This is a genomic window from Isoptericola sp. Y581, from assembly GCF_059445475.1.
This window is the reverse complement of sequence record NZ_JCAIUK010000003.1, coordinates 378,069-402,344: the sequence shown is the minus strand read 5'-3', so window position 1 is coordinate 402,344 and position 24,276 is coordinate 378,069. Positions and strand designations below refer to the sequence as shown.

23 protein-coding genes and 1 pseudogene are annotated in these 24,276 nt (G+C 72.3%); 8 read left to right on the top strand and 16 right to left on the bottom strand.

Annotated features, from left to right (window positions below; translation table 11 throughout):
* Positions 1–15 precede the first annotated feature (15 nt).
* Positions 16–1,017, bottom strand: coding sequence for a sugar phosphate isomerase/epimerase family protein (locus tag AC1C2W_RS08065; RefSeq protein ID WP_495412834.1), 1,002 nt, complete (start codon positions 1,015–1,017; stop codon positions 16–18).
* A gap of 75 nt (positions 1,018–1,092) precedes the next feature.
* Positions 1,093–3,228, bottom strand: coding sequence for a PQQ-dependent sugar dehydrogenase (locus AC1C2W_RS08060; RefSeq protein ID WP_495412833.1), 2,136 nt, complete (start codon positions 3,226–3,228; stop codon positions 1,093–1,095).
* 553 nt (positions 3,229–3,781) lie between these two features.
* Here AC1C2W_RS08060 and arfB point away from each other — a divergent pair.
* Positions 3,782–4,219: an alternative ribosome rescue aminoacyl-tRNA hydrolase ArfB gene (gene arfB / locus AC1C2W_RS08055; protein WP_495412832.1), complete on the top strand. Its 438-nt coding sequence runs from the start codon at positions 3,782–3,784 to the stop codon at positions 4,217–4,219.
* A gap of 53 nt (positions 4,220–4,272) precedes the next feature.
* Here the strand turns inward: arfB and AC1C2W_RS08050 are convergent, their stop codons facing one another.
* The gene (locus AC1C2W_RS08050; RefSeq protein WP_495412831.1) at positions 4,273–4,884 is read right to left on the bottom strand and encodes a dihydrofolate reductase family protein; all 612 of its coding nucleotides are present in this window, start codon (positions 4,882–4,884) and stop codon (positions 4,273–4,275) included.
* Between the two features lie 403 nt (positions 4,885–5,287).
* Here AC1C2W_RS08050 and AC1C2W_RS08045 point away from each other — a divergent pair, with 403 nt between their 5' ends.
* Positions 5,288–6,088, top strand: a complete 801-nt coding sequence (locus AC1C2W_RS08045) for a sugar phosphate isomerase/epimerase family protein (RefSeq protein ID WP_495389248.1) — start codon at positions 5,288–5,290, stop codon at positions 6,086–6,088.
* Positions 6,085–7,182, top strand: coding sequence for a Gfo/Idh/MocA family protein (locus tag AC1C2W_RS08040; RefSeq protein ID WP_495412830.1), 1,098 nt, complete (start codon positions 6,085–6,087; stop codon positions 7,180–7,182). Before AC1C2W_RS08045 ends, AC1C2W_RS08040 begins: the two co-directional genes overlap by 4 nt.
* A 104-nt stretch (positions 7,183–7,286) precedes the next feature.
* Here AC1C2W_RS08040 and AC1C2W_RS08035 read toward each other — a convergent pair whose 3' ends face one another.
* The 6 genes from AC1C2W_RS08035 to AC1C2W_RS08010 all read right to left on the bottom strand — a co-directional run bounded on the left by AC1C2W_RS08035 (position 7,287) and on the right by AC1C2W_RS08010 (position 14,650).
* On the bottom strand, positions 7,287–7,913 hold the full coding sequence (locus AC1C2W_RS08035; RefSeq protein WP_495412829.1) for a TetR/AcrR family transcriptional regulator: 627 nt from the start codon (positions 7,911–7,913) through the stop codon (positions 7,287–7,289).
* Between the two features lie 21 nt (positions 7,914–7,934).
* Complete coding sequence (gene rhaS, locus AC1C2W_RS08030) at positions 7,935–8,975, bottom strand: rhamnose ABC transporter substrate-binding protein (RefSeq protein ID WP_495412828.1); 1,041 nt, start codon at positions 8,973–8,975, stop codon at positions 7,935–7,937.
* 2 nt (positions 8,976–8,977) lie between these two features.
* Positions 8,978–10,018, bottom strand: coding sequence for an ABC transporter permease (locus tag AC1C2W_RS08025; protein ID WP_495412827.1), 1,041 nt, complete (start codon positions 10,016–10,018; stop codon positions 8,978–8,980).
* Positions 10,015–11,046 (bottom strand): ABC transporter permease, encoded by a 1,032-nt coding sequence (locus AC1C2W_RS08020; RefSeq protein ID WP_495389253.1) that lies wholly within the window; start codon positions 11,044–11,046, stop codon positions 10,015–10,017. The genes AC1C2W_RS08025 and AC1C2W_RS08020 overlap by 4 nt, the downstream gene beginning before the upstream one ends.
* A complete protein-coding gene (locus tag AC1C2W_RS08015; protein WP_495412826.1) occupies positions 11,043–12,557 on the bottom strand; it encodes a sugar ABC transporter ATP-binding protein in 1,515 nt (504 codons plus the stop codon). The genes AC1C2W_RS08020 and AC1C2W_RS08015 overlap by 4 nt, the downstream gene beginning before the upstream one ends.
* Positions 12,558–12,766: 209 nt before the next feature.
* The gene (locus AC1C2W_RS08010) at positions 12,767–14,650 is read right to left on the bottom strand and encodes a hypothetical protein (RefSeq protein WP_495412825.1); all 1,884 of its coding nucleotides are present in this window, start codon (positions 14,648–14,650) and stop codon (positions 12,767–12,769) included.
* Positions 14,651–14,725: 75 nt separating this feature from the next.
* Here AC1C2W_RS08010 and AC1C2W_RS08005 point away from each other — a divergent pair, with 75 nt between their 5' ends.
* Positions 14,726–16,222: an MFS transporter gene (locus AC1C2W_RS08005; RefSeq protein ID WP_495412824.1), complete on the top strand. Its 1,497-nt coding sequence runs from the start codon at positions 14,726–14,728 to the stop codon at positions 16,220–16,222.
* Here the strand turns inward: AC1C2W_RS08005 and AC1C2W_RS08000 are convergent.
* Both AC1C2W_RS08000 and AC1C2W_RS07995 read right to left on the bottom strand, forming a co-directional pair.
* Positions 16,201–16,548: a hypothetical protein gene (locus AC1C2W_RS08000; RefSeq protein WP_495412823.1), complete on the bottom strand. Its 348-nt coding sequence runs from the start codon at positions 16,546–16,548 to the stop codon at positions 16,201–16,203. The genes AC1C2W_RS08005 and AC1C2W_RS08000 overlap by 22 nt on opposite strands.
* Positions 16,549–16,606: 58 nt before the next feature.
* A complete protein-coding gene (locus tag AC1C2W_RS07995) occupies positions 16,607–17,863 on the bottom strand; it encodes an amidohydrolase (protein WP_495389258.1) in 1,257 nt (418 codons plus the stop codon).
* Positions 17,864–18,065: 202 nt separating this feature from the next.
* On the opposite strand from AC1C2W_RS07995, the gene AC1C2W_RS07990 reads away from it, so the two are divergent.
* Positions 18,066–18,479 (top strand): YciI family protein, encoded by a 414-nt coding sequence (locus AC1C2W_RS07990; RefSeq protein ID WP_495389259.1) that lies wholly within the window; start codon positions 18,066–18,068, stop codon positions 18,477–18,479.
* Positions 18,480–18,544: 65 nt separating this feature from the next.
* Positions 18,545–19,798, top strand: coding sequence for an RNA polymerase sigma factor (locus AC1C2W_RS07985; protein ID WP_495412822.1), 1,254 nt, complete (start codon positions 18,545–18,547; stop codon positions 19,796–19,798).
* Between the two features lie 10 nt (positions 19,799–19,808).
* On the opposite strand, the gene AC1C2W_RS07980 is transcribed toward AC1C2W_RS07985, so the two are convergent.
* The 4 genes from AC1C2W_RS07980 to AC1C2W_RS07965 form a co-directional block, all read right to left on the bottom strand.
* Entirely contained in the window at positions 19,809–20,231 is a 423-nt protein-coding gene (locus AC1C2W_RS07980; RefSeq protein WP_495412821.1) for a ScoMcrA-related endonuclease, read from the bottom strand.
* A gap of 101 nt (positions 20,232–20,332) precedes the next feature.
* Entirely contained in the window at positions 20,333–21,253 is a 921-nt protein-coding gene (locus AC1C2W_RS07975) for a D-isomer specific 2-hydroxyacid dehydrogenase family protein (protein ID WP_495389262.1), read from the bottom strand.
* Positions 21,250–21,852, bottom strand: a complete 603-nt coding sequence (locus AC1C2W_RS07970; protein WP_495389263.1) for a class I SAM-dependent methyltransferase — start codon at positions 21,850–21,852, stop codon at positions 21,250–21,252. The genes AC1C2W_RS07975 and AC1C2W_RS07970 overlap by 4 nt, the downstream gene beginning before the upstream one ends.
* Positions 21,849–22,148, bottom strand: a complete 300-nt coding sequence (locus AC1C2W_RS07965) for a TetR-like C-terminal domain-containing protein (RefSeq protein WP_495412820.1) — start codon at positions 22,146–22,148, stop codon at positions 21,849–21,851. Before AC1C2W_RS07965 ends, AC1C2W_RS07970 begins: the two co-directional genes overlap by 4 nt.
* Before the next feature lie 85 nt (positions 22,149–22,233).
* On the opposite strand from AC1C2W_RS07965, the pseudogene AC1C2W_RS07960 reads away from it, so the two are divergent.
* Both AC1C2W_RS07960 and AC1C2W_RS07955 read left to right on the top strand, forming a co-directional pair.
* Positions 22,234–22,973: pseudogene (locus AC1C2W_RS07960) on the top strand (ATP-binding cassette domain-containing protein); the annotation flags it as partial.
* Between the two features lie 111 nt (positions 22,974–23,084).
* Entirely contained in the window at positions 23,085–23,282 is a 198-nt protein-coding gene (locus AC1C2W_RS07955; RefSeq protein WP_495412881.1) for a hypothetical protein, read from the top strand.
* A gap of 32 nt (positions 23,283–23,314) precedes the next feature.
* On the opposite strand, the gene AC1C2W_RS07950 is transcribed toward AC1C2W_RS07955, so the two are convergent.
* Positions 23,315–24,223, bottom strand: a complete 909-nt coding sequence (locus AC1C2W_RS07950) for an LLM class F420-dependent oxidoreductase (RefSeq protein WP_495412819.1) — start codon at positions 24,221–24,223, stop codon at positions 23,315–23,317.
* Positions 24,224–24,276 lie beyond the last annotated feature (53 nt).

Genomic DNA, 24,276 nt, shown 5'->3' with positions numbered 1-24,276 from the left:
GCCGTGCATCGGTGATCAGAAGCGGATCCTCCTGAGGTAGTCGTACCCGACGTCCGCCGTCTGGAGGTACGTCACGTCCGGGGTGTCGTTCTCGACGATGTACTCCTCCACCTCCTGCGCGCGGAAGAACCGCTCGAAGTCGATGAAGCCCGTGCCGAGGTCGGCGTGGCTCGTCTCCTCGGGGCCTGTGGTGTGGCGGTCCTTGACGTGGTACTGCCGCACGCGGAGCGGTGACCTGCGGATGGTGCGGATGGCGAACCGCTGGGCGGCGTCGTTGGACAGCCCAAGGTTCACGCCGCCGGTCACGACCCAGTAGATGTCGATCTCGAGGTGCACGTATCGGCGGTCGAGCCTAGACGTCAGCACGTCCCAGGGCGTGATGCCGCCGCCGAGATCGGTGGTGAACTCGTGGGCGTGGTTGTGGTAGCCGTACGCGAGTCCGTACTGCCGTGCGACGCGGCCCTCCCGGTTCATCTGGTCGGCCCACTGCGTCCAGTCCGACAGGGACGCCGAGTCCAGGAACGGCACCACGACGTAGCGCTGGCCGAGGGTGACGGCGTTCTGGAACTTCTCATGCATGGCCGCCCGGGATTCGGAGATGCCGTCGTGCGACGACGTCGCTCGCAGACCGATGTCGTCGTAGAAGGCGCGGAGCTCTCTCGCCGTCCTGCCGAAGTAGCCGAGCGCCTGCTCCACCCGTGGATAGCCGGTCCGGGCGGCGGCGGTGAGGGTTTCGTCGTAGACGCCGGGTCCCCACGGCTCGCCGAGGCCCTCGCGCACCGTCCACAGCTGGAGGCTGATGCGCCCGGGCGGAACCCGGCGGCCCCTGGAGGGCCACCGGTGCTGGTGCGGGTGTGCGGCCGCGGTCCCCGCGGCGGCGCCCGTCAGGGCGAGCCCGGCGGCTCCGGTGGCGGCGACCCGCAGCAACGCGCGACGGGAAGGGCCAGCGGGCGCGGGCGCGCCCGGGGTGTCGAGCGAACGGCGCAACGCTTCGTCGCCGTCGTAGCCGTAACACATGATTCGACTCCTCTTCGTTGAGGCATCAGGAAAGGGGGGTGCCCGGCCATCGCCGGCCGGGCACCCGTCGTGCCGTCACTCGGTGGGCACGAGCACCACCTCGTCGCTGCCGGTGAGGCCGGGGAGGCCATCGGTCCCGGGATCGGTGTATTCGGCGACGAAGACGCCGCGGAGGGTGTCGTTCCCGGGGTCGTGGCCCGACGGCACCGTGGTGACGATCGAACCCGTGCAACCGGACGCGGTGGTCTGCGGGTGGCCGTGGTCGTCGTGCCCGACGACGAAGGTCACCTCGACCAGGGCGCAGTCCACCGGCTGGTCGTCCGTGACCGCGACCTCGTAGGTCACCGTGTCCCCGAAGGAGAACTCCTGGCCCTCGACCGGGGTCACGAAGCTCACCTGCGGGGTCTCGTTGCCCACGACGATGTCGACGTCGGCCGAGGCGTGCCGTCCGCGGTCCCGCCCGCCGACGTCGGTGACGGTCAGGGTGGCGCGGAACACGCCGGGCTCGTCGTAGGTGTGGGTCGCGTCGGGTCCACGCGCGTCGACGTCGCCGTCACCGTCGAAGTCCCACGCGTAACGGAGCCGGTCGCCGTCCGGGTCGGTCGTCCCCGCGCTGGAGAAGGTCACCGTCAGCGGGTCGAGGCCGGAGGTGACGTCGGCACCGATGACCGGGACCGGGCTGTGGTTCCCGCCGCGGCCGATGTGGTCGTACCGCGCGAGCTGTGCGTCGGGGTTCTCTGCGAAGTACCCGTCGCCGTACTCGAGGACGTAGAGCGCGCCGTCCGGCCCGAACTCCATGTCCATCGGGTTGTCGAACACGAACGAGGGCAGCACCGGCTCGATCTCTGCCAGCCCGCCGCGCCTGTCGAGGTGCATGGCCTTGACGTAGTCGCGCGTCCACTCGTAGAACAGCGGGACGCCGTCGTAGTAGGACGGCCATGCGACCGCCCGCGGCCGCTGGGCGTCCTTCCGGTCGAACTGGTACACCGGGCCGGCCATCGGTCCGATGCCGTCGTCCTCGCCGACGCTGAGCTCGGGGAACTCGGCGGACACGCCGTAGGAGTACCAGACATCCGGTTGCAGGACCGGTGGGAGCACTGTCCTCCCGGTGTTGTGCGAGGAGTCGTTGACCGGGCGGGTGCAGTCGAACGGCTCGCCGGACTGCCCCGTCGCGAAGTCGTAGTCGACATAGGGCAGCTCCGCCGTCGCGCAGAGCGGCCAGCCGTAGTTGGCCGGCCTGTCGACGATCGTCCACTTGCCGTGCCCTGCCGGACCGCGCGCGGGGTCGGCCTCGCCGGCGTCGGGGGAGTAGTCCCCCACGTAGACGGCGTCCGTGTCCGGGTCGATCTCGATGCGGAACGGGTTGCGCAGCCCCATCGCGTAGATCTCCGGACGGGTGTCCGGAGCGCCGGGCCTGAACAGGTTGCCCTTCGGGATCGTGTAGCCCCCGCCGCGCTTCGGCGTGATCCGCAGGAGCTTGCCGCGCAGGTCGTCGGTGTTGCCCGCCGTGCGGCGCGCGTCGAACGCGGGGTTGGTGCCGGGGGAGTCGTCGATCGGGGTGTACCCGTCCGAGGAGAACGGGTTGGTGTCGTCCCCGGTCGAGAGGATCAGGTTGCCGTCGGAGTCGAACACGATGTCGCCGCCGACGTGGCAGCACATGCCGCGGTCGACCGGGACGTCGATGATCTGCTGCTCCGAGCCGAGGTCGATCTCGCCGCGGTGGTACTGGAACCGCGACAACCGGATGAGTCCCTCGAACGGCGCGAAGTCCTCCGGCGTCCCCGTCGCGGGCGCGTCGCCCTCGTTGACGTCGGGGGTCGAGGGGTCGTCGACCGGGGTGTCCAACGGCGGCGAGTAGTACATGTAGATCCAGCGGTTGGTCTTGCCGTCGAAGTTCGGGTCGAGGGCGATGCTCTGCAGTCCCTCCTCGTCGTGCTGGTAGACGTCGAGCTCGGCGATCATGCGGTTGACCCCGGTGGCCGCTTCGTTGAGCCAGACCTCGCCGGCCCGAGTGACGTGCAGGACGTCGTTGTTGGGGAGCACGGCGAGGTCCATCGGCTCGCCGGGCCGGTCGTTGAGCGTGACCTTCTGAAATCTGTCGTCCGGAGGTGGGCCGTCCGTGGTGGACGCCTGTCCGGTGGTGACGAACGCGACTGTCAACAGCGCGGCCGCTGCGCCGGTCGCGACGTTGCGACGAGCATTTGTGCGCACAGTGCCTTCTCCCGTCTGGCGACGACTCACCTGTGGTGCGGGTGGTTGTCACCGTGGTCGAGTCAGCAAGACGAAACGATCATGCCGCGCGCAGGAGCCGGTCGCGACCCCTCGGACGAATCGCTCCAGGTGGTTGCCCGGAGCTCCGCGAGCGGGTCCGGGCCTTCGTCGTGCTCGAGGATGGAACGGGTGGGTGGCGTCAGGCACGCGTCAGCACGGTCGCGGCGATGACGACGTTGCTGACGATCGTGGCGGTGACGGTCCGCGCCACGGCCTCGGCCGCGGCGCGGGGCTCCCCAGTGGACTCGCTCGAGCTCCTGGGCCCGCGCGATGACGGGGCTGCTCCAGGGAATCTCGCGGTGGAACTGCGGGAGCGTCCCGCTGCCCGAGATCACCGCGGTCGACGAGCCGGTCCAGCAGTGGGGACGCCGAAGCGGAGATGCCGTTGTGGGCGTAGATCGTGTTGTCCTGCGAGAGGCTGGGGAGGCGGCCTCTGAGCCGTGCTGCCGGGTGCGGCGCGCGATCGTTGCCGCGCGCCGGGCATGATGGTCGCGTGCCTGACGACGCCCGCCCCGGTCTGTGTGTGACGCCCACGCTGGCCATCCCGGAGTCGGAGCTCTCCTGGCGGTTCTCCCGCTCGTCGGGTCCCGGCGGCCAGGGGGTCAACACGGCCGACTCGCGCGTCGAGCTGTCGTGGGACGTCGCGGCCTCGAGGGTCCTGAGCGACGCACAGCGCGCCCGGATCCTCGAGCGACTCGAGCGCCGCCTGGTCGGGGGAGTGCTGACCGTCGTGGCGTCGGAGCATCGCGCGCAGCTGCGGAACCGGGAGGCCGCGCGGGATCGGCTGACCGCCCTCGTCGGCGACGCGCTCGCCCCGCCCGGTCCGCGCCGCCGTGCGACGCGGCCGAGCCGCGGGTCCGTCCAGCGGCGGATCGAGGGGAAGAAGCGCCGTGCGGGGGTCAAGCGGATGCGGCGTCCGCCGCAGGACTGACCCGCCGCCGGGCGCACGGCGGCGGTGACGGCCCTCGTCGTGGGGCCCGGGCCTCAGCCTTGGGCCATGTCGCCCGTGGCGGGAACGCCGTCGGCGAGGCCGTAGTGCAGGAACACGACGCCCAGGGGGCTGGCGGCCGGTGGCTCCAGGAGCGTGAGGTTCGTGGGCACGCCGCCGCCGTCGAAGAGTTTCTTGCCCTCGCCGAGCACGATCGGGTGCACCCAGAGGTTGAGGCGGTCGAAGAGCTTCTCCCGCAGGAGGGTCTGCACCAGGTCGAGGCTGCCGACGACGCGTACGTGCTCGTGCCGGTCGCGGATCTCGCGCACGGCGGCGGGCAGGTCGGGCCCCAGCCGGGAGGACCCGGCCCAGGTGAGGTCGGGGGTGCCGCGGGAGGCGACGTACTTCGGGATGCGGTTGAAGAGGGTGCCGAAGTCGTCCTCCTGGTGCGGCCAGTAGGCGGCGAAGATGTCGTAGGTCCGCCGTCCGAGCAGAAGGGCGTCCGTCCCCTCCGCGTACGCGGCGGCGATCTGCGCCCCCGCGACCTCGTCGAGCAGCGGTGCCTGCCAGCCGCCGAAGGCGAACCCTTGCGGGTCCTCCTCGGGGCCGCCGGGCGCCTGCGCGACGAGATCGAGGGTGGCGAACACCTCGAGATGGATGAGGCCCATGATTCCTCCTGACGGGTGGCTCCGGTCACGAGGGGAGACCCGTGACCGGAGCCGAACTCATCGGGAGGGCTCAGACCTTGGGCGCGAACGGGTTGTCCAGCCGCGGGCCCGTCGATCACTGACCAGGTCGGGCGCCACGGCCAGCGCGGCCGCGGCGCTCATACAGCCGACGGCCGCCAGCACGGCGCGGCGGGGTGAACGTGTCGGTGCTCGAGGAGTGATGCAACGTGGCGTCTTCAGTCCGGTCATGGACGGGCGTCGACGTCGGGGGCGGGCTCCCAGAGAAACCTTCCACTGTGAGGTTTTGGGAGTAGGCTCTGCGAAGGCTTCCGGCGCACCGCGGCGTACTTCTGCATGCGGGGCGACGGAAGTCGCCCCAACGACCACGCCAAAGGAGCTCCAGATGTCCACCACGTCCGTGCAGCTGTACTCGCTGCGCGATGCCATTGCCGCCGACCTCGACGGCGCCGTGGCCCGTGTCCGCGAGATCGGGTACGAGCAGGTCGAGCCGTACGCGTTCGTCGAGCGCGTCGCCGACTTCGAGCGCGCGTTCGCTGCGAACGGCCTGACCGCGCCGTCCGGTCACGCCGCCGTCATCGACGCCGTCGACCCGGACGTCGTGTTCGACGCCGCCGCCCGGCTCGGGATCGGGATCGTCATCGACCCGTTCGTCCCGACCGACCGCTGGCAGACCGCCGACGACGCGAAGAAGATCGCGGACCGCGTCAACGAGCTGACCGCCCGTGCCGCCACCCACGGCCTGCGCTTCGGTTACCACAACCACCAGTGGGAGTTCGCCAACAAGGTCGACGGCCGGCCCGTCTACGAGCTCTTCGTCGCGCAGCTCGCCCCCGAGGCGGTACTCGAGGTCGACACGTTCTGGGCGACCGTCGGCGGCGCCGACGCCGCGGCCGTGCTGAAGACCCTGGGGGACCGGGTCGTCGCGATCCACGTCAAGGACGGCACCGTGTCCGGCGACATCGCCACGGTGCTGCCGTCCAGCGAGAGCGCCCTGGTGGTGCCGGAGGCCCTCAAGGCCGCCTTCGACAACCAGGTGCCGGCCGGTCAGGGCGACGTCGACGTGCCGGCGATCCTCGCCGCCGCGCCGCAGGCGATCCGCGTGGTCGAGTTCGACTCCTACGCGGGCGACATCTTCGAGGGCATCGCCTCTTCCTTCGTCTGGCTGCGGGAGAACGACAAGTGAGCGGGGTGGGCGTCGGCATCATCGGTGCCGGGAACATCTCGACGCAGTACCTCGGCAACCTCACGAAGTTCGCCGACGTCGAGGTCCGCATGGTCGCCGACCTGCGGCTCGACCGGGCCCAGGCGCAGGCGGAGGCGTACGGGGTACCGTCCGCCGGCACCGTCGACGAGCTGCTCGCCCGCGACGACATCGAGATCGTGCTGAACCTGACGGTCCCGGCCGTGCACGCCGAGGTCGGGCAGCAGATCGTCGCGGCCGGCAAGCACGTGTGGAGCGAGAAGCCGATCGCGACCGACCACGCGTCGGCCGCCGAGCTGCTCGCCGCCGCCGAGACCAAGGGCCTCCGCGTCGCGTGCGCGCCGGACACCGTGCTCGGCGCGGGCATCCAGACGGCTCTGCGGGCCATCGCCCGCGGGGACATCGGCGAGCCGCTCACCGCAACGACGATGTTCCACGTGCCCGGGCCCGAGGCTTGGCACCCGGACCCCGACTTCCTGTACGCCACGGGCGCCGGCCCGCTGTTCGACATGGGGCCGTACTACGTCACGACCCTGGTGCACGCGCTCGGCGGCGCGTCCCGGGTGCAGGCCGTGTCGTCCAAGTCCGTCGAGCAGCGGACGATCGCGTCGGGCCCGCGCGCCGGGGCCACGTTCCCGGTCGAGGTGCCGACCCACCACGCCGCGCTCATCACGTTCCGCGGCGGCCAGTCGGCGCAGTCCACGTTCTCGTTCCAGCACGCCCTGCCGCGGGCCGGCTTCGTCGAGATCAACGGCACGCTGGGCACCATCGTGCTGCCGGACCCGAACAACTTCGACGGCGACTCGACCCTCTGGCGCTACGGGAGCGACGAGCCCACGACGCTCGAGGCCACCGGCTCCACCTCGGGCCGCGGTACCGGCGTCGTCGAGCTGGCCCGCGCGATCCGCGACGGCCGCCCCGAGCGCGCCTCCGGCGCCGTCGCGCTGCACGTCCTCGACGTGCTCCTCGGGATCCGCGACGCGGCCGAGTCCGGGACGGCCGTCGAGATCGCCTCGAGGGTCGACCCGATCCCGCCGCTGCCGGAGGACTTCGACCCGGCGTCGGCGTCCGTCTGAGCGCCCGCCGGTTGAGCCTGTCGAAACCACGAACCGGGTTTCGACGGGCTCAACCGGCGGGCGGGTTTCGACGGGCTCAACCGGCGGGGCGGGTTTCGAGAGGCTCAATCAGCGGGCGTGGCCGGGGGCGGCACCAGCCGCTCGAGCAGCTGCAGCACCCGCGCGCCGTCGACGGCCTCCGGGTCGAGCAGCCACTGCACCTGGATGCCGTCCGACGCGGCGATGGCGAGCGCGGCGAGCTCGCCGGCGTCGACGTCGGGGTCGATCCGCCCGGCCTCCTGGTCGGCCCGGACGCGCTCCGCGAGGTCCGCGCGCAGGCGCGCGAAACGGGCCCGGAAGAACTCCCGCGTGACCGGGTGGCTCTCCTGCACCGCGTTCCCGGCGAGGGTCGTGTAGAGCTGCACCAGCCCGGGGACCTCCCGGTTCAGCACCGCGCTCTCGCGCATGCCCCCGACCGCCGACGCGGGCGACGTGCCGGAGCCACCGCGCTGCGCCTCGTGCTCGTGGTAGACGGCGACGAGGAGGTCGTCGCGGGTGGGGAAGTAGTGCCGCAGCGCGGCGTGCGAGATCCCCAGCGCCTCGGCGATCGACCGGAGCGAGGACGCGTCGACGCCCTGTTCTGCGACCATCCGGATCACCTGGTCGAGGATCTGCGCTCGGCGGGCGGCCCCCTTGGCGTAGCCGCGCCGGGGAGCCGCCTCGTCGTGCCGTGCGTCTTCCGGTGCGCTCACCCCGCCAACCTACCGACCTCCTCAGAAGTCGAAGTCGCCGATGTTGTCCTTGGTGAACCGGAACGGGTCGCCGAGCAGGACGGTCGTGTCGGCGTCGACGGTGAAGTCGCCGAGGTCGCCGGCGGTGAACGTGTCGCCCTCCTCTCCGGTGATGGTGCCCTCGACCAGGGCGTCGGCCGCGAACGCTGCGAGGTAGCCGAGGTCCTCCGGGTTCCACAGCGCGAACTCGGTGACGGTGCCGTCGTCGATGTACTCCCGCATCTGGTTCGGCGTCCCGAGGCCGGTGATGGCGACCTCGCCCTTGGCGTCGGAGGTCGAGACGTAGCGGGCCGCCGCGGCGATGCCCACGGTGGTCGGCGAGACGATGCCCTTGAGGTCCGGGTGGGACTGCAGGAGGGCGGCGGTCTTGTCGAACGACGTCTGGTCGTCGTCGTTGCCGTAGACCGTGTCCACCAGGGTGATGTCCGGGTGGTTGTCGGCCAGGTCCTGCTCCATGAGCTCGATCCAGGCGTTCTGGTTGGTGGCGTTGGCGCTCGCGGACAGGATCGCGATCTCGCCGGCGTCGCCGATCTGCTCGGCGATCATGTCGACCTGGACCTTGGCGATGCCCTCGGGGGACGCCTGGTTGATGAACAGGTCGCGGCACGCCGGGTCGGTGTCGGAGTCGAAGGTGACGACCTTCGTCCCGGCCTGCCGGGCCTCGTCGAGCGCGTCGCAGATCGCCTGCGGGTCGTTCGCCGAGACGATGAGCGCCTTGGTGCCCTGCTGCGCCGCGGTGTTGATGAACGACACCTGGGCGTCGGGCGACGCGGTGTCGGGGCCGACCTCGGAGAAGGTGCCCCCGAACTCCTCGGTGGCGGACTTCGCGCCCTTGGTGCTGGTGTCGAAGTAGGGGTTGCCGAGGTTCTTCGGCAGCATGACCACCGAGACGTCGCCGCCCCCGCCCCCGGTCTCGTCGCCTCCGGATCCGCCGTCGTCTTCCGAGGAGCATCCTGCGAGTGCCAGTGCTGCGGTCATCGCGAGGGCTGCCAGGGCAGCCGACCGCCGGGTCGTGAACTTCATCTTCATCGTTCTTCCTTTCGGACGCGCGCGGGTGGGTCGGGCACGGTGGTGCGCCGGCGTCGGACGAACCAGCCGAAAACGCTCGGGGAGATCACCGACAGCACGAGGAGCGCGCCGATGATGATGTTGATGACGTTGACCGTGACGCTCTCCAGGCGCAGCGCGCTGGAGACGACGCCGATGAGCAGGACGCCGGCCAGCACCCCGGGCAGGGCGCCGCGGCCGCCGAAGATCGACACCCCGCCGAGGAGCACGGCGGCGACGACCTGGAGCTCCAACCCGCTGGCGTTGTCGCCGCGCGCGCTGCCGTACCGGAGCGTGAAGTAGACCCCGGCGAACGCGGACACGGTGCCCGTGAGGACGAAGAGGAGCAGCTTGGTGCGTGCGACGCCCACCCCGCTGAAGTGCGCGGTGTCCTTGCTGAGGCCGATGTCGTAGACGCCGCGGCCGAACGGCGTGAAGTGCAGCAGCACGACGAACGCGGCGGCGAGCACGACGATGGGGACCAGGACCAGGGGGAGCTGGGTCTCCCCGAGGCGTGCGGTGGCGAGGTCGGTCCAGCGGTCGGGGAAGTCGGTCACGGCCTTCGTGCCGAGCAATCCCACCGCGACGCCGCGGAACAGGGCGAGCGTGCCGATGGTGACGGCGAGCGACGGCAGCCCGACCCGGGCGACGAGGAAGCCGTTGAGCAGCCCGCACACCACGCCGACGAGCAGCGCGACCCCCGCGGCGGCCGGCACCGACCAGCCCCCCTCCACGAGCACGCCGAGGGTGACGCTGCTGAGTCCGACGACGCTGGCGACCGACAGGTCGATCTCCCCGGTGATGATCACGAGCGTCATCGGCAGCGCGATGAGCAGGATCGGCGTGGTGTCGAGCACCAGGTAGGGCAGCGTGAGCGGGCTGCGGAAGTTGTCGACGTACTGCAGCGACGCCACGACCACCACGACGAGGAGGGCGATGATGCCCGCCTCGCGGGTGAGCAGGACGCGCCGCCACCACGGCCGGGCGTGGGCGGCGTACGTGCGGGCGGAGCTCGTCATCGGGCATCCCTCGCTTCGACGAGCCTGCGGGCGTTGCGTGCGGCGAGCACGCGGTCGAGGACGATCGCGCCGATGATGAGGACGCCGACCACGGCCTGCTGCCAGAAGTCGGGGATGCCGAGGATCGGCAGGGCGCGGTTGATGGTGATCAGCAGGACGGCGCCGAGGGCGGCGCCCCACACGGTGCCGCTGCCGCCGAAGATGGCGACCCCGCCGATGACGGCGGCCGCGACCGCCTGCAGCTCTACGCCGAGCCCGGCGCCGGAGCTGATGGTGCCGTAGCGCGCGGCGAACATGATGCCGGCCATCCCCGCCAGGGCGCCCGAGAGGGCGAAGGCGCCGAGCACGCGGCGGCGCACGGGCAGGCCGAAGAGGACCGCGGCGTCGGGGTCGGAGCCGATCGCGTACAGCTCGCGACCCCCTCGGGCGGTGTGGAGGTAGTAGCCGACGACGGCGAGCACGGCGACGGCGAGGATCGTCAGCACCGGGATCGTGAGCACGGTCCTCGTGCCGAGCGCCAGGAACTCGCCCGGCAGGTCGGAGGCGTTCACGCGGTTGCTGCCGGCCCACGACAGGACGACGCCGCGGTAGATGTACAGGGTGCCGAGGGTGATGACGAGGGCGGGCACCCTGCCGAACCCGACGAGGACGCCGTTGAGCAGGCCGAGCGCGGCGCCCGCGGCGACGGCGACGAGGAACACGACCGGGATCGGGAGGCCGGGGTTCGCGATGAACAGCCGCCCGCTGAGGTACGCGGTCAGGGCGAGGATCGAGCCGACGGACAGGTCGACGTTCCGCGTGACGATCACGACGGCCTGGCCGACGGCCAGCACGACGAGCACCGACGGCGTCAGGAGCAGGTCGCGCCAGCTGTTCGGGCTGAACAGGAAGCTCTCGGTCGCGACGGTGGCGGCGGCAATGACGACGAGCAGCACCAGCGCGACGGCGAGCTCGCGCGAGCGCAGCACCGTGCGCCAGGCGCGCCGCGCGGGGGAGAGCCGGCTGGGCTCGACGAGCTGTTCGGTCACGGGTGGTGCTCCAGGGACGCGGTCGCGGCGTGCATGACGGCCTCGGCGGTGGCCTCGTCGCGCGGCAGGTCGGCGGTGATGCGGCCCTCCGCGACGACGAGGACGCGGTCGGCCATCCCGAGCACCTCGGGCAGCTCGGAGGAGATCATGAGGATCGCCATGCCCTGGCCGGCGAGCTCCGACAGCAGGCGGTGCACCTCGGCCTTCGTGCCGACGTCGATGCCGCGCGTGGGCTCGTCGATGATCAGCAGTGTCGGGGTCGTGGCGAGCCACTTGGCGATGACCACCTTCTGCTGGTTGCCGCCGCTCATCGTGGCGCCGGTCATGTCGAGGGCGTTGGTCTTCACCTCGAGGCGCGAGGCCCAGGGCGCGGCGACGTCGCTCTCGCGCCGCGTGGTGAGCAGGCCGAGCCGGGAGATCCGGGACCGGATGACGGCGGTGACGTTGCGGGCGACCGAGGCGTCGGTGACCAGGCCCTGCTGGCGCCGGTCCTCGGGGATCAGGGCCATCCCCGCTCGGACCGCAGCCCGCGGGCTGTGCGGCGGCACCGGCCGCCCGTCGAGGTGCACGCCGCCGGCGTCGTACGGGTCGACGCCGAAGACGGCTCGGGCGATCTCGCTGCGGCCGGCCCCGACGAGCCCGGCGAGCGCGACGATCTCCCCGGACCGCACGCGGAACGACACGTCGTGGAACACCCCGGCACGCTGCAGGCCCCGGACCTCGAGCCGGACGTCGCCGACGGCGGCCGGCGTCTTGGGGAACAGGTCGTCGACGGCCCGCCCGACCATGTCGGTGACGATCTGTGAGATCGAGGTGTGGGAGACGGCGGCGGTGGACACGTACTCGCCGTCGCGCAGGACGGTGACGTTGTCGCACAGCTCGACGACCTCGTCGAGCCGGTGCGAGATGAACACCAGGGCCTTGCCCTCGTCGCGCAGGCTCCGCGCGACCTGGAACAGCCGGCGCACCTCGTGCCCGGACAGCGCCGCGGTGGGCTCGTCCATGACGAGCACGCTCGCGTCCAGCGAGATGGCCTTGGCGATCTCGATGATCTGCTGGTCGGCGATCGACAGGCCCTCCGCGGGCCGCAGCGGGTCGATCCCCACGCCCAGCCGGGCGAACAGCCGTGCCGACTCCTCGCGCATCACCCGGCGGTCGACGCGGCGCCCGGGCTTCAGCGGGTGGCGGCCCATGAAGATGTTCTCCATGACGCTGAGGTCCGGGAACAGGGTGGGTTCCTGATAGATGACCGCGACGCCCGCAGCCTTCGCCTCGGACGTCGTCGTGAAGTCGACGTCCTGGCCGTGCAGCCGGAACGTCCCGCCGTCGCGGCGATACAGGCCCGAGAGGATCTTCACCAGGGTCGACTTTCCGGCCCCGTTCTCGCCGACGAGCGCGTGGATCGACCCGGCGTCGACGCGTAGCGCGCCGGAGCGCAGCGCGACCACGGGGCCGAACGCCTTGCGGACGTCCAGCAGCTCGAGAACGGGGGCCAGGGGCGGGCTCGCCACAGGCTCTCTCCCTCCGACGTCGTTGTCGTGAGCGATTCCTAAAACGATTCAAGATCGATGCCACTGCACGCTATTCGCCCCGTCGGCGCAGCGTCAACGGACCACACGGATCGTGTCGATGTCGTGACCATGCGGGTTCGGTGCAGGCACGAGGACGGCGGGACCCCGCACGGGCTCCGCCGTCCTGCGCCGTCACCTCAGCCTTCAACTCATCGGAGCGCGACGGCCGTGCGGCTGATCGTGTCCTCGATGCCGGCGAGGCCCTGCATCCGGTCGTACAACGCTGGCCGCATCGCGATGTGGTCGTCGTCGGCGGTGCCGGCGACCTGGTCCGGGCCGATCGCGTAGGTGTGCAGCCGGTTGCCGGTGTTCATCACGCTTGTGGGGTCGTCGAGGTCGTCGGTGTGGAAGCTGCCCAGGAAGTGCCCGATCTCGTGGGCGGTGGTGTTGCCCAGCGCCTGCCCGACCGCCTGCAACCGGTCGCTGTCGTCGGTGAGGAACCGGCTGAGCGAAATCGGGTTGTCGTCGCCGATCATGAGCTCCGGCATGACGACTGCCGTCTCCTCGCGGGCGAAGTTCCCCGGGTCGACGGACTCCGACAGCCCGAACGCGGGCAGGAGGCCGGTCTCTGCGATCGTGCCGCCCACGATCACGCGGCTGACCCCCGGCTCACCGAAGAGGTCGGGGTCCTCGAGGTCGTTCGTCACGCGCACCTCGGACCCGGGGATCTCGTCGTGCAACGTCTCGCGGACGCGCTCGGTCGTGGCCTCGATGACGGCGCGCTCGTCGGACGCCGTGAGTCCCCAGTGCGGCAGGAAGTCGCGCAGGGGGCTGATCTCCCGCACCCCGGGCTCGAGGGCCAAGGACTTGAAGATCCGGTTGTCGAACGACGGGCCGCTGAAGTCGAGCAGTACCGTGTGCGTGGTCTCGCCCTGGGTCGACGGCGCGCGGTGCGACCCCACGGTGAGCTCGTAGTCGCCGGCGCCGTCGGCGACCGAGACGAGGTACAGCCCGGTCTTGTCGACGACATGGTTGGCGGTGGCGTTGCCGCCACGGGGCAGCGGCGAGTCGTCGGGGTAGACGACGCCGGAGTCGAAGGCGGAGGCCTGCACCAGGTCGCCGTCCAGCTCGTGGATCGCGACCTGCCGGGCGGCGCCGGACACCGAGGCGCCCAGCACGTCGCCCTGGCGCAGCGGGACGGCGTACACGTCCGTGTCGGCGGTGCCCCGCGCGTGCAGCGTGACGTCGAGCTCGTACGGGCCCTCGGTGAAGACGGCCAGGCCGGACGCCGGGTCGAAGGGGTCCTCGGGGAAGAGGTTGCCGACCGCCACGTAGTAGGTGCCGCGCTGCTCGATCCGCTGGGAGAGATGCACGGCGCCGTCGCCGGTCATGTCCTGGGTGCCGACCAGGAGGTTCCCGTCGGCGTCGTACAGGAGCGCGTTCGGCGTCAGCTCGCCCTCCGGGGCGAGGTCCACGGTGAGGGTCTCGCCCTTCGCGGCGTCGACGCGGTAGAAGTCGTAGTCGCCGGTCTGGCCGCCGTCCGACCCGTGCGGCCCGTCGCCGATGACGCCGGTGGTCGTGACCCCGCGGCGCTCCGCGCCGAGGTCCAGGTCGCGAGCCAGCGGGATGGCACCGTCGTCCTCCTCGTTCGGCGCGACCTTCTCCCCGGTGATGGTCGTCGTGCTCAGACTGCCCTCGACGCGCAGGTCCCAGCCGCTCGCCGCCCGAGGTGCGGGGAGGCGCTGGGCTCCCTCGCCGCCGTCGTCGACACTGTCGCCGGAGCCCTTCTCCTGCACGCGCGGGGTGTCGTCTGCGGCGCGGAGCCTCGGTGCGTCCGGGTCCGGCCCCTCGTGCACCAGCCGGTGCCGCATGGCCTCGCCGTCGATGCCACCCGTGGCGTCGGGGCCATGGATGTGCGACGCCGTGGCGGGGGAGGCGCGCGGCGCGAGGCCGGAGGGGGTGCTGGCCTCCGCGGCGGACGCCGCGGCACCCGCCAGGGCGAGCGGGGCGGCGAGCGCCGCGGCGCTGACCAGGTATGCCGCCCGGTGCGGGGTCCGGGCGCGGTCGTCCGGACTGTTCCTGTGATCAACCATGTGACCGAATGTACAAGCCCCCGAGCGGAGCGCCGTCAGGCTGCGCTCCGGGCGCGCCGGGCGTACAACCGGAAGATGTCCTCGACGGGGAGCGAAGCGGCGACGCTGCGGACCATCACCACCGACATCCCGGCCCGGCTGGACCGGCTGCCGTGGGCGCGCTGGCACTGGCTGATCGTGATCGGCCTTGGCACGGTGTGGATCCTCGACGGCCTCGAGGTGACGATCGTCGGCAACCTGTCCGACGCGCTGAAGGGGGAGACGGGTCTCGGCCTCACCAGCGCGGACATCGGCCTCGCGGGTGCGGTATACGTGACGGGCTCGTGCCTCGGGGCGCTCGTGTTCGGGCAGCTCACCGACAGGTTCGGGCGCAGGAAGCTGTTCATCCTCACGCTGCTCGTGTACCTCACGGGCACCGTGCTGACGGCCTTCTCGATGAACCCGCTGTACTACTTCGCGATGCGGTTCGTCACCGGCCTCGGGATCGGCGGCGAGTACGCGGCCGTGAACTCCGCGATCGACGAGCTGATCCCGGCGAAGTTCCGCGGCCGCATCGACATCGCGATCAACGGCTCGTACTGGATCGGCGCCGCGGGCGGCGCGCTGCTGACCATCCCGCTGCTGAACCCGGAGCTCGTCCCCGCGTGGCTGGGCTGGCGGCTGTGCTTCGCGCTCGGCGCGGTGCTCGGGCTCGCCGTGCTGTTCGTACGCCGGAACGTGCCGGAGAGCCCGCGCTGGCTCTTCATCCACGGCAGGGAGAAGGAAAGCGAGCGGATCGTCTCCGGCATCGAGCAGCGCGTGACGCAGGAGGACGGCGTCGAGCTCCCCGAGCCCGAGGGCACCCTCACCGTGAAGCAGCGCCACACCGTGAGCCTCGCCCGGGTGGCGCGCACCGTCTTCGCGGACTACCCACGCCGCACCGTGCTGTGCCTCTCGCTGTTCGTGGGCCAGGCGTTCCTCTACAACGCGTTTTTCTTCACGTTCGGCGACACGCTGCAGACGTTCCTCGGCGTCGGCCAGACCGGTGCATACATCGCCCTGTTCGCGGTGAGCAACTTCCTCGGGGCGCTCGCGCTGGGGCCGCTGTTCGACAAGGTCGGCCGCGTGCGCATGATCTCCAGCACGTACATCGTCTCGGGCGTCCTGCTCGCCGTCGCGGGTCTCCTGCTCGGCGGGCTCACCGCGTGGACGCTGACGTTCCTCGGGATGGCGATCTTCTTCATCGCGTCGGCCGGAGCGAGCTCGGCGTACCTCACCGCGAGCGAGGTGTTCCCGATGGAGACCCGGGCGCTGTGCATCGCGTTCTTCTACGCGATCGGCACGGCGGTGGGCGGCATCACCGGTCCGCTGCTCTTCGGGCGCCTCATCGAGTCCGCGGGCCAGGCCGGCGACATCACGGGCATCGCGGTGGGCTACTACCTCGGCGCGGCGCTGATGATCGGCGGGGGAGTGGTGGCGATGTTCCTCGGCGTCGGGGCCGAGCAGAAGTCGCTGGAGGACATCGCGACGCCGCTGTCGGCCACGGACGCTGCCACCGACGCCGAGGATGCTCAGGGCCCCGACGGCGGCTGACGGGCGGCCGCCGTGAACCGCACGCCGAGGCGGCCTAAGGCCGCGGCGAGCTCGGGCGGCCCGATCACCTCGACGTCGGCGTCGAACCGGCCGATCGCCGCGGCCAGGCAGTCACCCGCTACTGGGCTCCTCGAAGGGCCACCTCCTGGACCGGCCAGTCGAAATCCTCGGCCCAGCTCACGGAGATAGCCCGCGTCGGCCCCCAGCGACCAGCCGGCGCCCGCCGGGGCGTCCGGCCAGCGCGTCGCCCGCAGCCGGGCACGCAGGTCGTCGACCACCGCCGGGTCGGTGCGCGGGGTGAAGGGCTCGTACGAGTCGGTCGTCACGTCTGCACGCTACGACCGATCTGCCGCCGCCCTCCGCCCGGCGTCGGTTCGGCGTCCGTCACGCGGGCGGCAGCCAGGTGCGGGCCGCCGTGACGAGGGCCGTGACGCCGTTCGTGAGGGTCGGCTCGATGATCGGGGCGTAGTGGGGCGAGTGGTTGGACGGCACCTTCAGCAGCGCGGGGTCGGTCATGTCGCCGGTGGTGAACAGCGACGGGTCGGTGCCGCCGAGCAGCCAGTAGGACAGGGGCGCCCCGGCCGCGGTGGCGAGGATCCCCACGTCTTCGCTGCCGGCGCCGGCGCCCGGGTCCATGATCTTGTCGGGCCCCAGCCAGGCGGCGAAGGCGTCGAGCGTGCGCGAGAGCGCGGCCTGGTCGTTGACGACGACGGGGAACCGCTCGATCGGCGTGACGGTGGGCTCCTCGGGGGCGCCCGCCGTCGCCGCCTCGCCCTTGACGATGCGGTCGACCGCGGCGAGGATCTGCTGCCGGGTCGCCTCGTCGTAGCTGCGGATGTTGAGCTGCACCTCGGCCTCGCCGGGGATGACGTTCGCGGCGTCGCCGGCGTGGATCGAGCCCACGGTGAGGACGGCCGTCGCGGTGCTCGGGATCTCCCGGGAGATGACGGTCTGCAGGCGCAGTACGGTCGCCGCCGACATGACGATCGGGTCGATCGACGCCTGCGGCGTGGAGCCGTGGGCCCCGCGACCGACGAGCCGGACACGGAGCGAGTCCGAGCCTGCGTAGGACGCACCGGCATGCCCGGCGATCTTCCCGGCGGGCAGGGGCGCCACGTGCTGGCCGAGGACGACGTCGGGCCTCGGGAAGCGCTCGTAGAGGCCGTCGTCGACCATCGCCTGCGCGCCCGCCCCGAGCTCCTCGGCGGGCTGGAAGACCGCCAGCAGCGTGCCGGACCAGCTGGCCGTGTCCTTCGCCAGCACGTCGGCGGCGCCCAGGAGGCACGTCGTGTGTAGGTCGTGGCCGCACGCGTGGTCGACGGGGACGGTCTTGCCGGCGGCGTCGGTGGTCGTCTCCGTGCTGGCGTAGTCCAGCCCGGTGTCCTCCTTGACGGGCAGGGCGTCCATGTCGGCGCGCAGCAGGGCGACCGGGCCGGGCCCGTTCTTCAGCACGCCGACCACGCCGGTAGTCCCGATCCCGGTCGTCACGTCGAAGCCCGACGCGCGGAGCCGGTCCGCGACGATCCCCGCGGTGCGGTGCTCGGCGAACCCGAGCTCTGGATGGCGGTGCAGGTCCTTGTACAGGTCGGCGAGCGTGGGATCGACGTGGACGTCCGCGTGTGCGGGCTGGTGCGTGGGCATGTCGCCCCTTTCGCAGGTGGGTTTCAGCGTAGGTCGGCATGCCGGATCCGGCAGGGCGGGCGGTCGAGGGCGAGGTCTTCGGAGTTCGACGTCGAGATTCGTGTCGAGATTCATGTCGAGAACGTGTCGAGAACCGCGGGTCGGCTCCGTCCCCGGGGCGAGAGGCGGTGACACGCATCGCCCCGCATTGGAGGATGGACCCATGGCCAAGTACCTGCTGCTCAAGCACTACCGCGGGATCCCGGAGCCGGTGCCGGGCACCGACGTGCCGATGGACCGGTGGACGCCCGCCGAGGTGAGCGACCACATCGCCTTCATGGACTCGGTGATCGACGACCTGCGCGAGCGGGGCGAGTTCGTCGATGCCCAGGCGCTCTCCCCGCGCGGCGAGTTCGTGCGGTACGGGGGCGAAGGGAAGCCCCCGGTCACGGACGGCCCGTTCGCGGAGACGAAGGACCTCATCGCCGGGTGGATGGTGATCGACGTGGACTCGCAGGAGCGGGCGCACGAGGCTGCCGCGTACCTGTCCTCGGCGCCCGGCCCGGGCGGACGCCCGCTCCACGAGTGGATCGAGGTGCGCCCGTTCCTCACCGACGCGGCCGAGGTCACGGGGTGAACGACCCCCGGCGGGACGAGGCGTCGAGAGGCCCGGTACTGAGAGGCCCGGTACTGAGAGACCAGGTGCTCAGAGACCAGGTGCTGCGGGACGTGGCACCCCAGGTCCTCGGCGTCCTCGTCCGCCGCGGGGCGGCCTTCGGCGACGCCGAGGACGCCGTCCAGGAGGCGCTCCTGGAGGCGGTGCGCCGGTGGCAGGGGTCAGACGGCCCGAGCGACGCGGTGAACGGCGGGATGCCGGACGACCCAAAGGGTTGGCTCGTCACGGTGGCGTGGCGCAAGTTCCTGGACGCCCGGCGCTCCGCGTCCTCCCGCGCCCTGCGCGAGGTCAAGGTGAGCCTCGAACCGGCGTCCGGACCTACGGAACAGGCCGACGACACCCTGCTGCTCCTGAGCCGCTGCTGCCACCCGGCCCTCACGCCGGCGTCGTCCGTGGCGCTCACGCTGCGCGCCGTGGGCGGCCTGACGACGGCGCAGATCGCCCGGGCGTTCCTCGTGCCGGAGGCGACGATGGCCCAGCGCATCTCGCGGGCCAAGCGCACGGTGACGGGGGAGCGCTTCCGGGAGCCGGGCGACGTGTACGCGGTGCTGCGCGTGCTGTACCTGATGTTCAACGAGGGCTTCACCGACCACGCGACCGACCGCGCGAACGACCGCGCGAACGCCCGCGCGACCGACGGCGCGACCGACGGCGCGACCGACGGCGTGGACCTCGTGGACGAGGCGATCCGCCTCGCCCGGCAGCTGGTCGCCGCCGTGCCCGACGACGCCGAGGCCGCGGGCCTGCTGGCCCTCATGCTGCTGCACGACGCCCGCCGTCCCGCCCGCACGTCGCCGTCGGGGGAGCTCGTGCCGCTCGCGGAGCAGGACCGTGCGCTGTGGGACACCGCGACGATCGCCGAGGGCGTCGCCCTGCTACAGGGCGCGCTCGCCCGCGACCGGCTCGGCGCCTACCAGGCGCAGGCCGCGATCGCCGCACTGCACGACGACGCCGCGTCGGCCGAGGAGACGGACTGGCCGCAGATCCTCGGGTGGTACGACGAGCTCGCGACGCTCGACCCACGCAACCCCGTGGTGGCGCTCAACCGCGCGGTCGCCGTGGGGCACGTGGACGGTCCGCTCGCCGGCCTGCGTGTGGTGGAGGGCCTGGCTCCCGACCTTCCGCGGCGCGACGCTGCGGCCGCCTACCTGCACGAGCGCGCCGGCGACCTCGCGGAGGCGGCCCGGCTCTACGCCGCCGCGGCCGAGGCGTCGCTCAGCTCCCCGGAGCGGACGCACCTGGTGAAGCAGGCGGCGCGGCTGCACCACGCGGGAGGGTGACGCGGGACACTCAGCCGCACTCGTCGCAGACGCCGGTGGCGGGGAGCGCGGTGTTGCACGTCGGGCAGATGGCGAGGACGGGCTCGGGTGCGACGGGCTTGCGGACGGGGGCGGCGCTCGCGGCCTTGCGGCGTGCGGCGGGCTTCTTCGTGGCCGCCGGGGCGGCGGCGGAGGCCGGCGCGGTGGCCTCGAAGCCGTGCTTGGTCAGGATGGCGGCGTCGTCGCACTTGGCATCGACAAGGTCATCCGTCGTGGCGAGCTGGCCGGTCGCGTACTTGTGCGCGACCCCCAGCACGGCCTTGGAGTCGTAGGTCTGGCCGGAGTGCACGAACGTGTGCCCGGGGTTGGGGGTGAAGCCGTACACGCCGACGAAGGCGTCGACCCCTCGGTCGTCGGCCTCCTCGATCGCCTTAAGGATGTGCTGACGGGTCACGCTCGAGAAGGTAGCCACGGTCTCAGGTTAGTCGCGTCCGGAGGGCCTCCCCGACGCCCGGGCCCCGACTGCGGCGAGGACCACACGACGGGGGCCGGGTCTCAGTACCCCGCGTGCCGGTCCACGACCCCCGTGAGCTCCCGTCCCGAGGCGAACCGGGAGAGGTTCTCCTCGATCCGCGCGCGCAGCAGCGGCGCCACCATCTCGGCCGTGTCGGCGGTGTGGGGGGTGATCAGAGCCCGCGGGGCGTCCCACAGCGGGTGGCCGTCGGGCAGGGGTTCCGGGTCGGTGACGTCGAGCGCGGCGGCGCCCAGGTGCCCCGAGGACAGGGCGTCCACGAGGGCGTCCGTGTCGACGAGCCCGCCGCGCGCGATGTTCACCAGCACGGCGCCGGGCTTTACCGCGGCGAGCTCGGCCGTGCCGATCAGGGCCCGCGTCCGCGAGGTGAGCGCGGCGGCGATCATGACGACGTCCGCCTCGGCCAGCTCCGCGGTCAGGTCGTCCGCGGTGACGGTCCGGTCGGCGCCCGGCACCGGCTCGGGGCGCCGGCGCACCACGACGTTGCGCGTGCCGAACGGAGCGAGCAGGTCGAGGTACGTCCGGGCGATGCCGCCGGCGCCGAGGACGAGCACGTTCGCTCCGAACAGTGTGGTGCCGGCCGGCTCGCCCCACGACCGGGCGCGGGCCCGCTCGGGCAGGTGGCGCAGCGACGCCAGCGTGAGGGCGAGCGCGTGCTCGGCCACGGGGCGGGAGAACGACCCCTTGGCCGACGTCCAGGTGATGCCGTCGCCGGCGAACAGACCGGCGTCCGCGTACGCGTCGACCCCCGCCGAGGGGAGCTGCACCCACCGGGTGCGCGGGGCGGCCGCGAGGGCCTCCCGGAGGTCGGTCACGGCGCCGCCGAACCACAGCAGGCCCTCGGTCTCCGGCCCGGGTGGCACCTGTCGGGCGCCGGCGTCCGCGGCCGCGTCGCGCACCCAGGCCGGAGCCTGCGGCGCGGCGGTGATCCCCGGGGCGCTCATGCGTCCACCCGCAGCCGGTACCACTGCGGGCGGGTGCGGTTCATCGGCCAGCCCAGTCCGGCGGTCTCGGCGGCCCGGACGTCGAGCAGCTCCCAGCCCTCGAAGGCCGCCACGACCTCCTCGGGCGCGACGCCCTCCACGAGCCGGCGCAGCCGCGTGGGCTGGAACGCCAGCACGAGCAGCGTGGCGCCGGGGTTGGCGAGGGCGGTGACCCCGCGGCCCTCGGCGCGGCGTTGCTCGGTGTCGAGACCCTGGAGGCAGCCGACGTCGAGGAAGAGGTCGAAGGCGCCGAGCTCGTCGGATCCGGCCTCCAGGTCGGTGACGTCGCCGACCACATAGGTGACCCCGTCCCGGTCGCGCCGGCGCGCCTCTTCGATCGCCTGCGGTACGACGTCGACGCCCACGGCGTCCCAGCCTCGCCGCGCGAGGGTCGGGGTGAATTGGCCGCGGCCGCAGCCGAGGTCGAGCACCCGCCCGGGGGGATGCGGCCGGTCGGCCTCCTCGCGATCGAGCAGGGCGGCGATGCTCGGTGCCGCGGCCTCCGCGTACCCCTCCCAGGGACGGACGCCGAGCCGATACAGGCGGGCATAGTTGGTCATGGCCCGAGCCTGCACCAAAATCCGTGCAAGGACGCCCAGAACACCGCGGTGAACGTCTCCGGGTCGATGCCGTCGCCGGCGACCTCGCCGAGACGCTCCAGCAGCGCGGCGAAGGCATCCTTGAGGGGTTCCGGCGTGCCCTCCTGTGCGTACGCGAGGCCGCCGTCGAGCTGGAACATGGCGTCGAACACCGCCGTGCTGCGTTCGGCGAAGTCGAGGGAGGCGCGCGCGAGAGCCGCGACCCCCTCGTGCGGGCCATCCACGGCGGCGGTCGCGGCCCGCGCCGCCGAGGCCATCTCGGTGGCGCCCTGGAGTGCGACGGCGCCGATGATCTCGCGCTTACCGCGGAAATGGCTGTAGAAGACGGGCTGGCTGTACTCGATGCGCCGGCACGGTGACCTCCGTGCTGATGTGGTTCGCCCTCGCCGTGGTGCTCCTGGCGCCGCACTACCCGAACCACATCGTGTACACCCGCAACTTCATGACCGTGGTGCGCGGCGCGGCGCCACGCTGCGCAACGCGCTGGTGGAGCGGCTGCAGGCGCTGTCCATCGGGTACTACTCGCGCGCCAGCTCGGGGGTGGTGCAGAGCAAGGTGGTGCGCGACGTCGAGAACGTCGAGCTGATGCTGCAGCAGGTCACCCATCCGCTGCTCAACCTCGTGCCCGTCACCGCGCGCGGGATCGAATCGGTGCGCTCGATCGCGGAGGTGCTCGCCGAGCTCGACCTCGAGCAGAACGAGGGACGCCGCCACGTGGACCACGTACAGGGCAGCCTGCGCCTCGCGCATGTCTCGCACCGCTACGCCGACGCGTCCGAGGACTCGCTGCACGACGTCGACCTCGAGGTGCGCGAGGGCGAGACCGTCGCCTTCGTGGGGCCGTCCGGCTCCGGCAAGTCCACCCTGCTCAACCTCGTGCTCGGCTTCGTGCGGCCCACGGCGGGCCGGATCCTGCTCGACGGCGCGGACATGGCCGAGCTCGACCTCCGTACGGTGCGGCGCTCGGTCTCGGTGGTGCCGCAGGAGTCGGTGCTCTTCGAGGGCTCGATCAGGGAGAACGTGGCCTACGGGCTCGACGACGCGTCCGACGAGCAGGTGCGGGCGGCCAGCGGCAGCGCCTGGCGATCGCCCGGGCGCTGGTGTGCGACCCGCGCATCCTCTTCCTCGACGAGGCCACCAGCGCGCTCGACCCCGAGGCTGAGGCGACCGTACGCGAGGCGCTCGACCGGCTCATGGCGTCGCGGACCACCCTGATGGTCGCCCACCGGCTGTCCACCGTCCGCGCGGCCGACCGCATCGTCGCGCTCGAGCACGGGCGCGTCATCGAGGTCGGCAGCCACGACGAGCTGCTCGCGCGCGGCGCCCGGTACGCGGCGCTGCACGCCGCGCAGGCGGGGGCGGCGTGGTGCCCGGAGCAGTGCCCGGAGTAGTGCCCGGATCAGCCGCCGTGTCAGCGCCCGGGTCAGGCTGCGGCGCGCAACCGGGGGAGGGCGCGCACGACCTCGTCGAGCTCGGGCAGCGCGGCGTCCCCGGAGCTCAGCACCACCACGAACTCCGTGACGCCCACGGCCGCGTAGCGCCCGACCAGCCCCGGCAGGTCCGCGACGTCGTGCTCGCGCAGGCGCAGCTGCACGGTGCGGCGGATCTCGGCCGGGTCCCGGCCGACGTCCGCGCAGTGCCGCTCGAGCACCTCGCTGAGGGCGGCGACCCGCTCCGGGGTGCTCGAGGTGTCGTTCCACGCGTCGGCGTACTGCGCCACGAGGCGCAGGGTGCGCCGCGGCCCGGAGCCGCCCACCCAGATCGGCGGGTGCGGGCGCTGCACCGGCGCGGGCTCGGCCACGGCGTCCGTGAGCCGGTAGTGCTCCCCGGCGAACGTGGTGCGGGGCCGCGTCCAGAGCGACGTGAGCACCTGCAGCGACTCCTCGAGCCGGTCCATGCGGGACCGGACCGTGCCGAGGTCCAACCCGTACATCGCGTGCTCGTGCTCGTTCCACCCGGCGCCGATGCCGAGCTCGAGGCGGCCGCCCGAGAGGTGGTCGACCGTGGTGGCGAGCTTCGCGAGCATCACCGGGTGGCGGTAGGTGTTGCCGGTGACCATGCAGCCGATCCGCACGCGCGACGTGGCCACCGCCATCGCCGCCTGCATGGCCCACGCGTCGAAGATCGGACGCGAGTCGTCCGCTCCGAGGGAGGCGAGATGATCCATCACCCAGACGTGGTCGAACCCCGACTCGTCGGCGGCCTGCCACACCTGGCGGAACGTCCCGATCGGCGCGTCCTGCGTGAGCTTGATCCCGAAGCGGAGCGTCGGTCCAGATGTCGGTCCAGATGTCGGTCCAGATGTCGGTCCAGATGTCGGTCCAGATGTCATGGGACCATCCTGGCGGCAGGCGGCCACGCCGACGAGACCGGGGCCGACACGGG

Bases quoted from the DNA above. Each gene is read 5' to 3' on its own strand.
- AC1C2W_RS08005 (WP_495412824.1), top strand. From the start codon at position 14,726: ATGTCCTCGACGGGGAGCGAAGCGGCGACGCTGCGGACCATCACCACC.
- AC1C2W_RS08045 (WP_495389248.1), top strand. From the start codon at position 5,288: ATGTCCACCACGTCCGTGCAGCTGTACTCGCTGCGCGATGCCATTGCC.
- AC1C2W_RS07995 (WP_495389258.1), bottom strand. From the start codon at position 17,863: ATGCCCACGCACCAGCCCGCACACGCGGACGTCCACGTCGATCCCACG.
- AC1C2W_RS08010 (WP_495412825.1), bottom strand. From the start codon at position 14,650: ATGGTTGATCACAGGAACAGTCCGGACGACCGCGCCCGGACCCCGCAC.
- rhaS (WP_495412828.1), bottom strand. From the start codon at position 8,975: ATGAAGTTCACGACCCGGCGGTCGGCTGCCCTGGCAGCCCTCGCGATG.
- AC1C2W_RS08065 (WP_495412834.1), bottom strand. From the start codon at position 1,017: ATGTGTTACGGCTACGACGGCGACGAAGCGTTGCGCCGTTCGCTCGAC.
- AC1C2W_RS07965 (WP_495412820.1), bottom strand. From the start codon at position 22,148: ATGGCCTCGGCGGCGCGGGCCGCGACCGCCGCCGTGGATGGCCCGCAC.
- AC1C2W_RS08025 (WP_495412827.1), bottom strand. From the start codon at position 10,018: ATGACGAGCTCCGCCCGCACGTACGCCGCCCACGCCCGGCCGTGGTGG.
- AC1C2W_RS07970 (WP_495389263.1), bottom strand. From the start codon at position 21,852: ATGACCAACTATGCCCGCCTGTATCGGCTCGGCGTCCGTCCCTGGGAG.
- AC1C2W_RS08050 (WP_495412831.1), bottom strand. From the start codon at position 4,884: ATGGGCCTCATCCATCTCGAGGTGTTCGCCACCCTCGATCTCGTCGCG.
- AC1C2W_RS07950 (WP_495412819.1), bottom strand. From the start codon at position 24,223: ATGACATCTGGACCGACATCTGGACCGACATCTGGACCGACATCTGGA.
- AC1C2W_RS07955 (WP_495412881.1), top strand. From the start codon at position 23,085: ATGGCGTCGCGGACCACCCTGATGGTCGCCCACCGGCTGTCCACCGTC.
- AC1C2W_RS07975 (WP_495389262.1), bottom strand. From the start codon at position 21,253: ATGAGCGCCCCGGGGATCACCGCCGCGCCGCAGGCTCCGGCCTGGGTG.
- AC1C2W_RS07990 (WP_495389259.1), top strand. From the start codon at position 18,066: ATGGCCAAGTACCTGCTGCTCAAGCACTACCGCGGGATCCCGGAGCCG.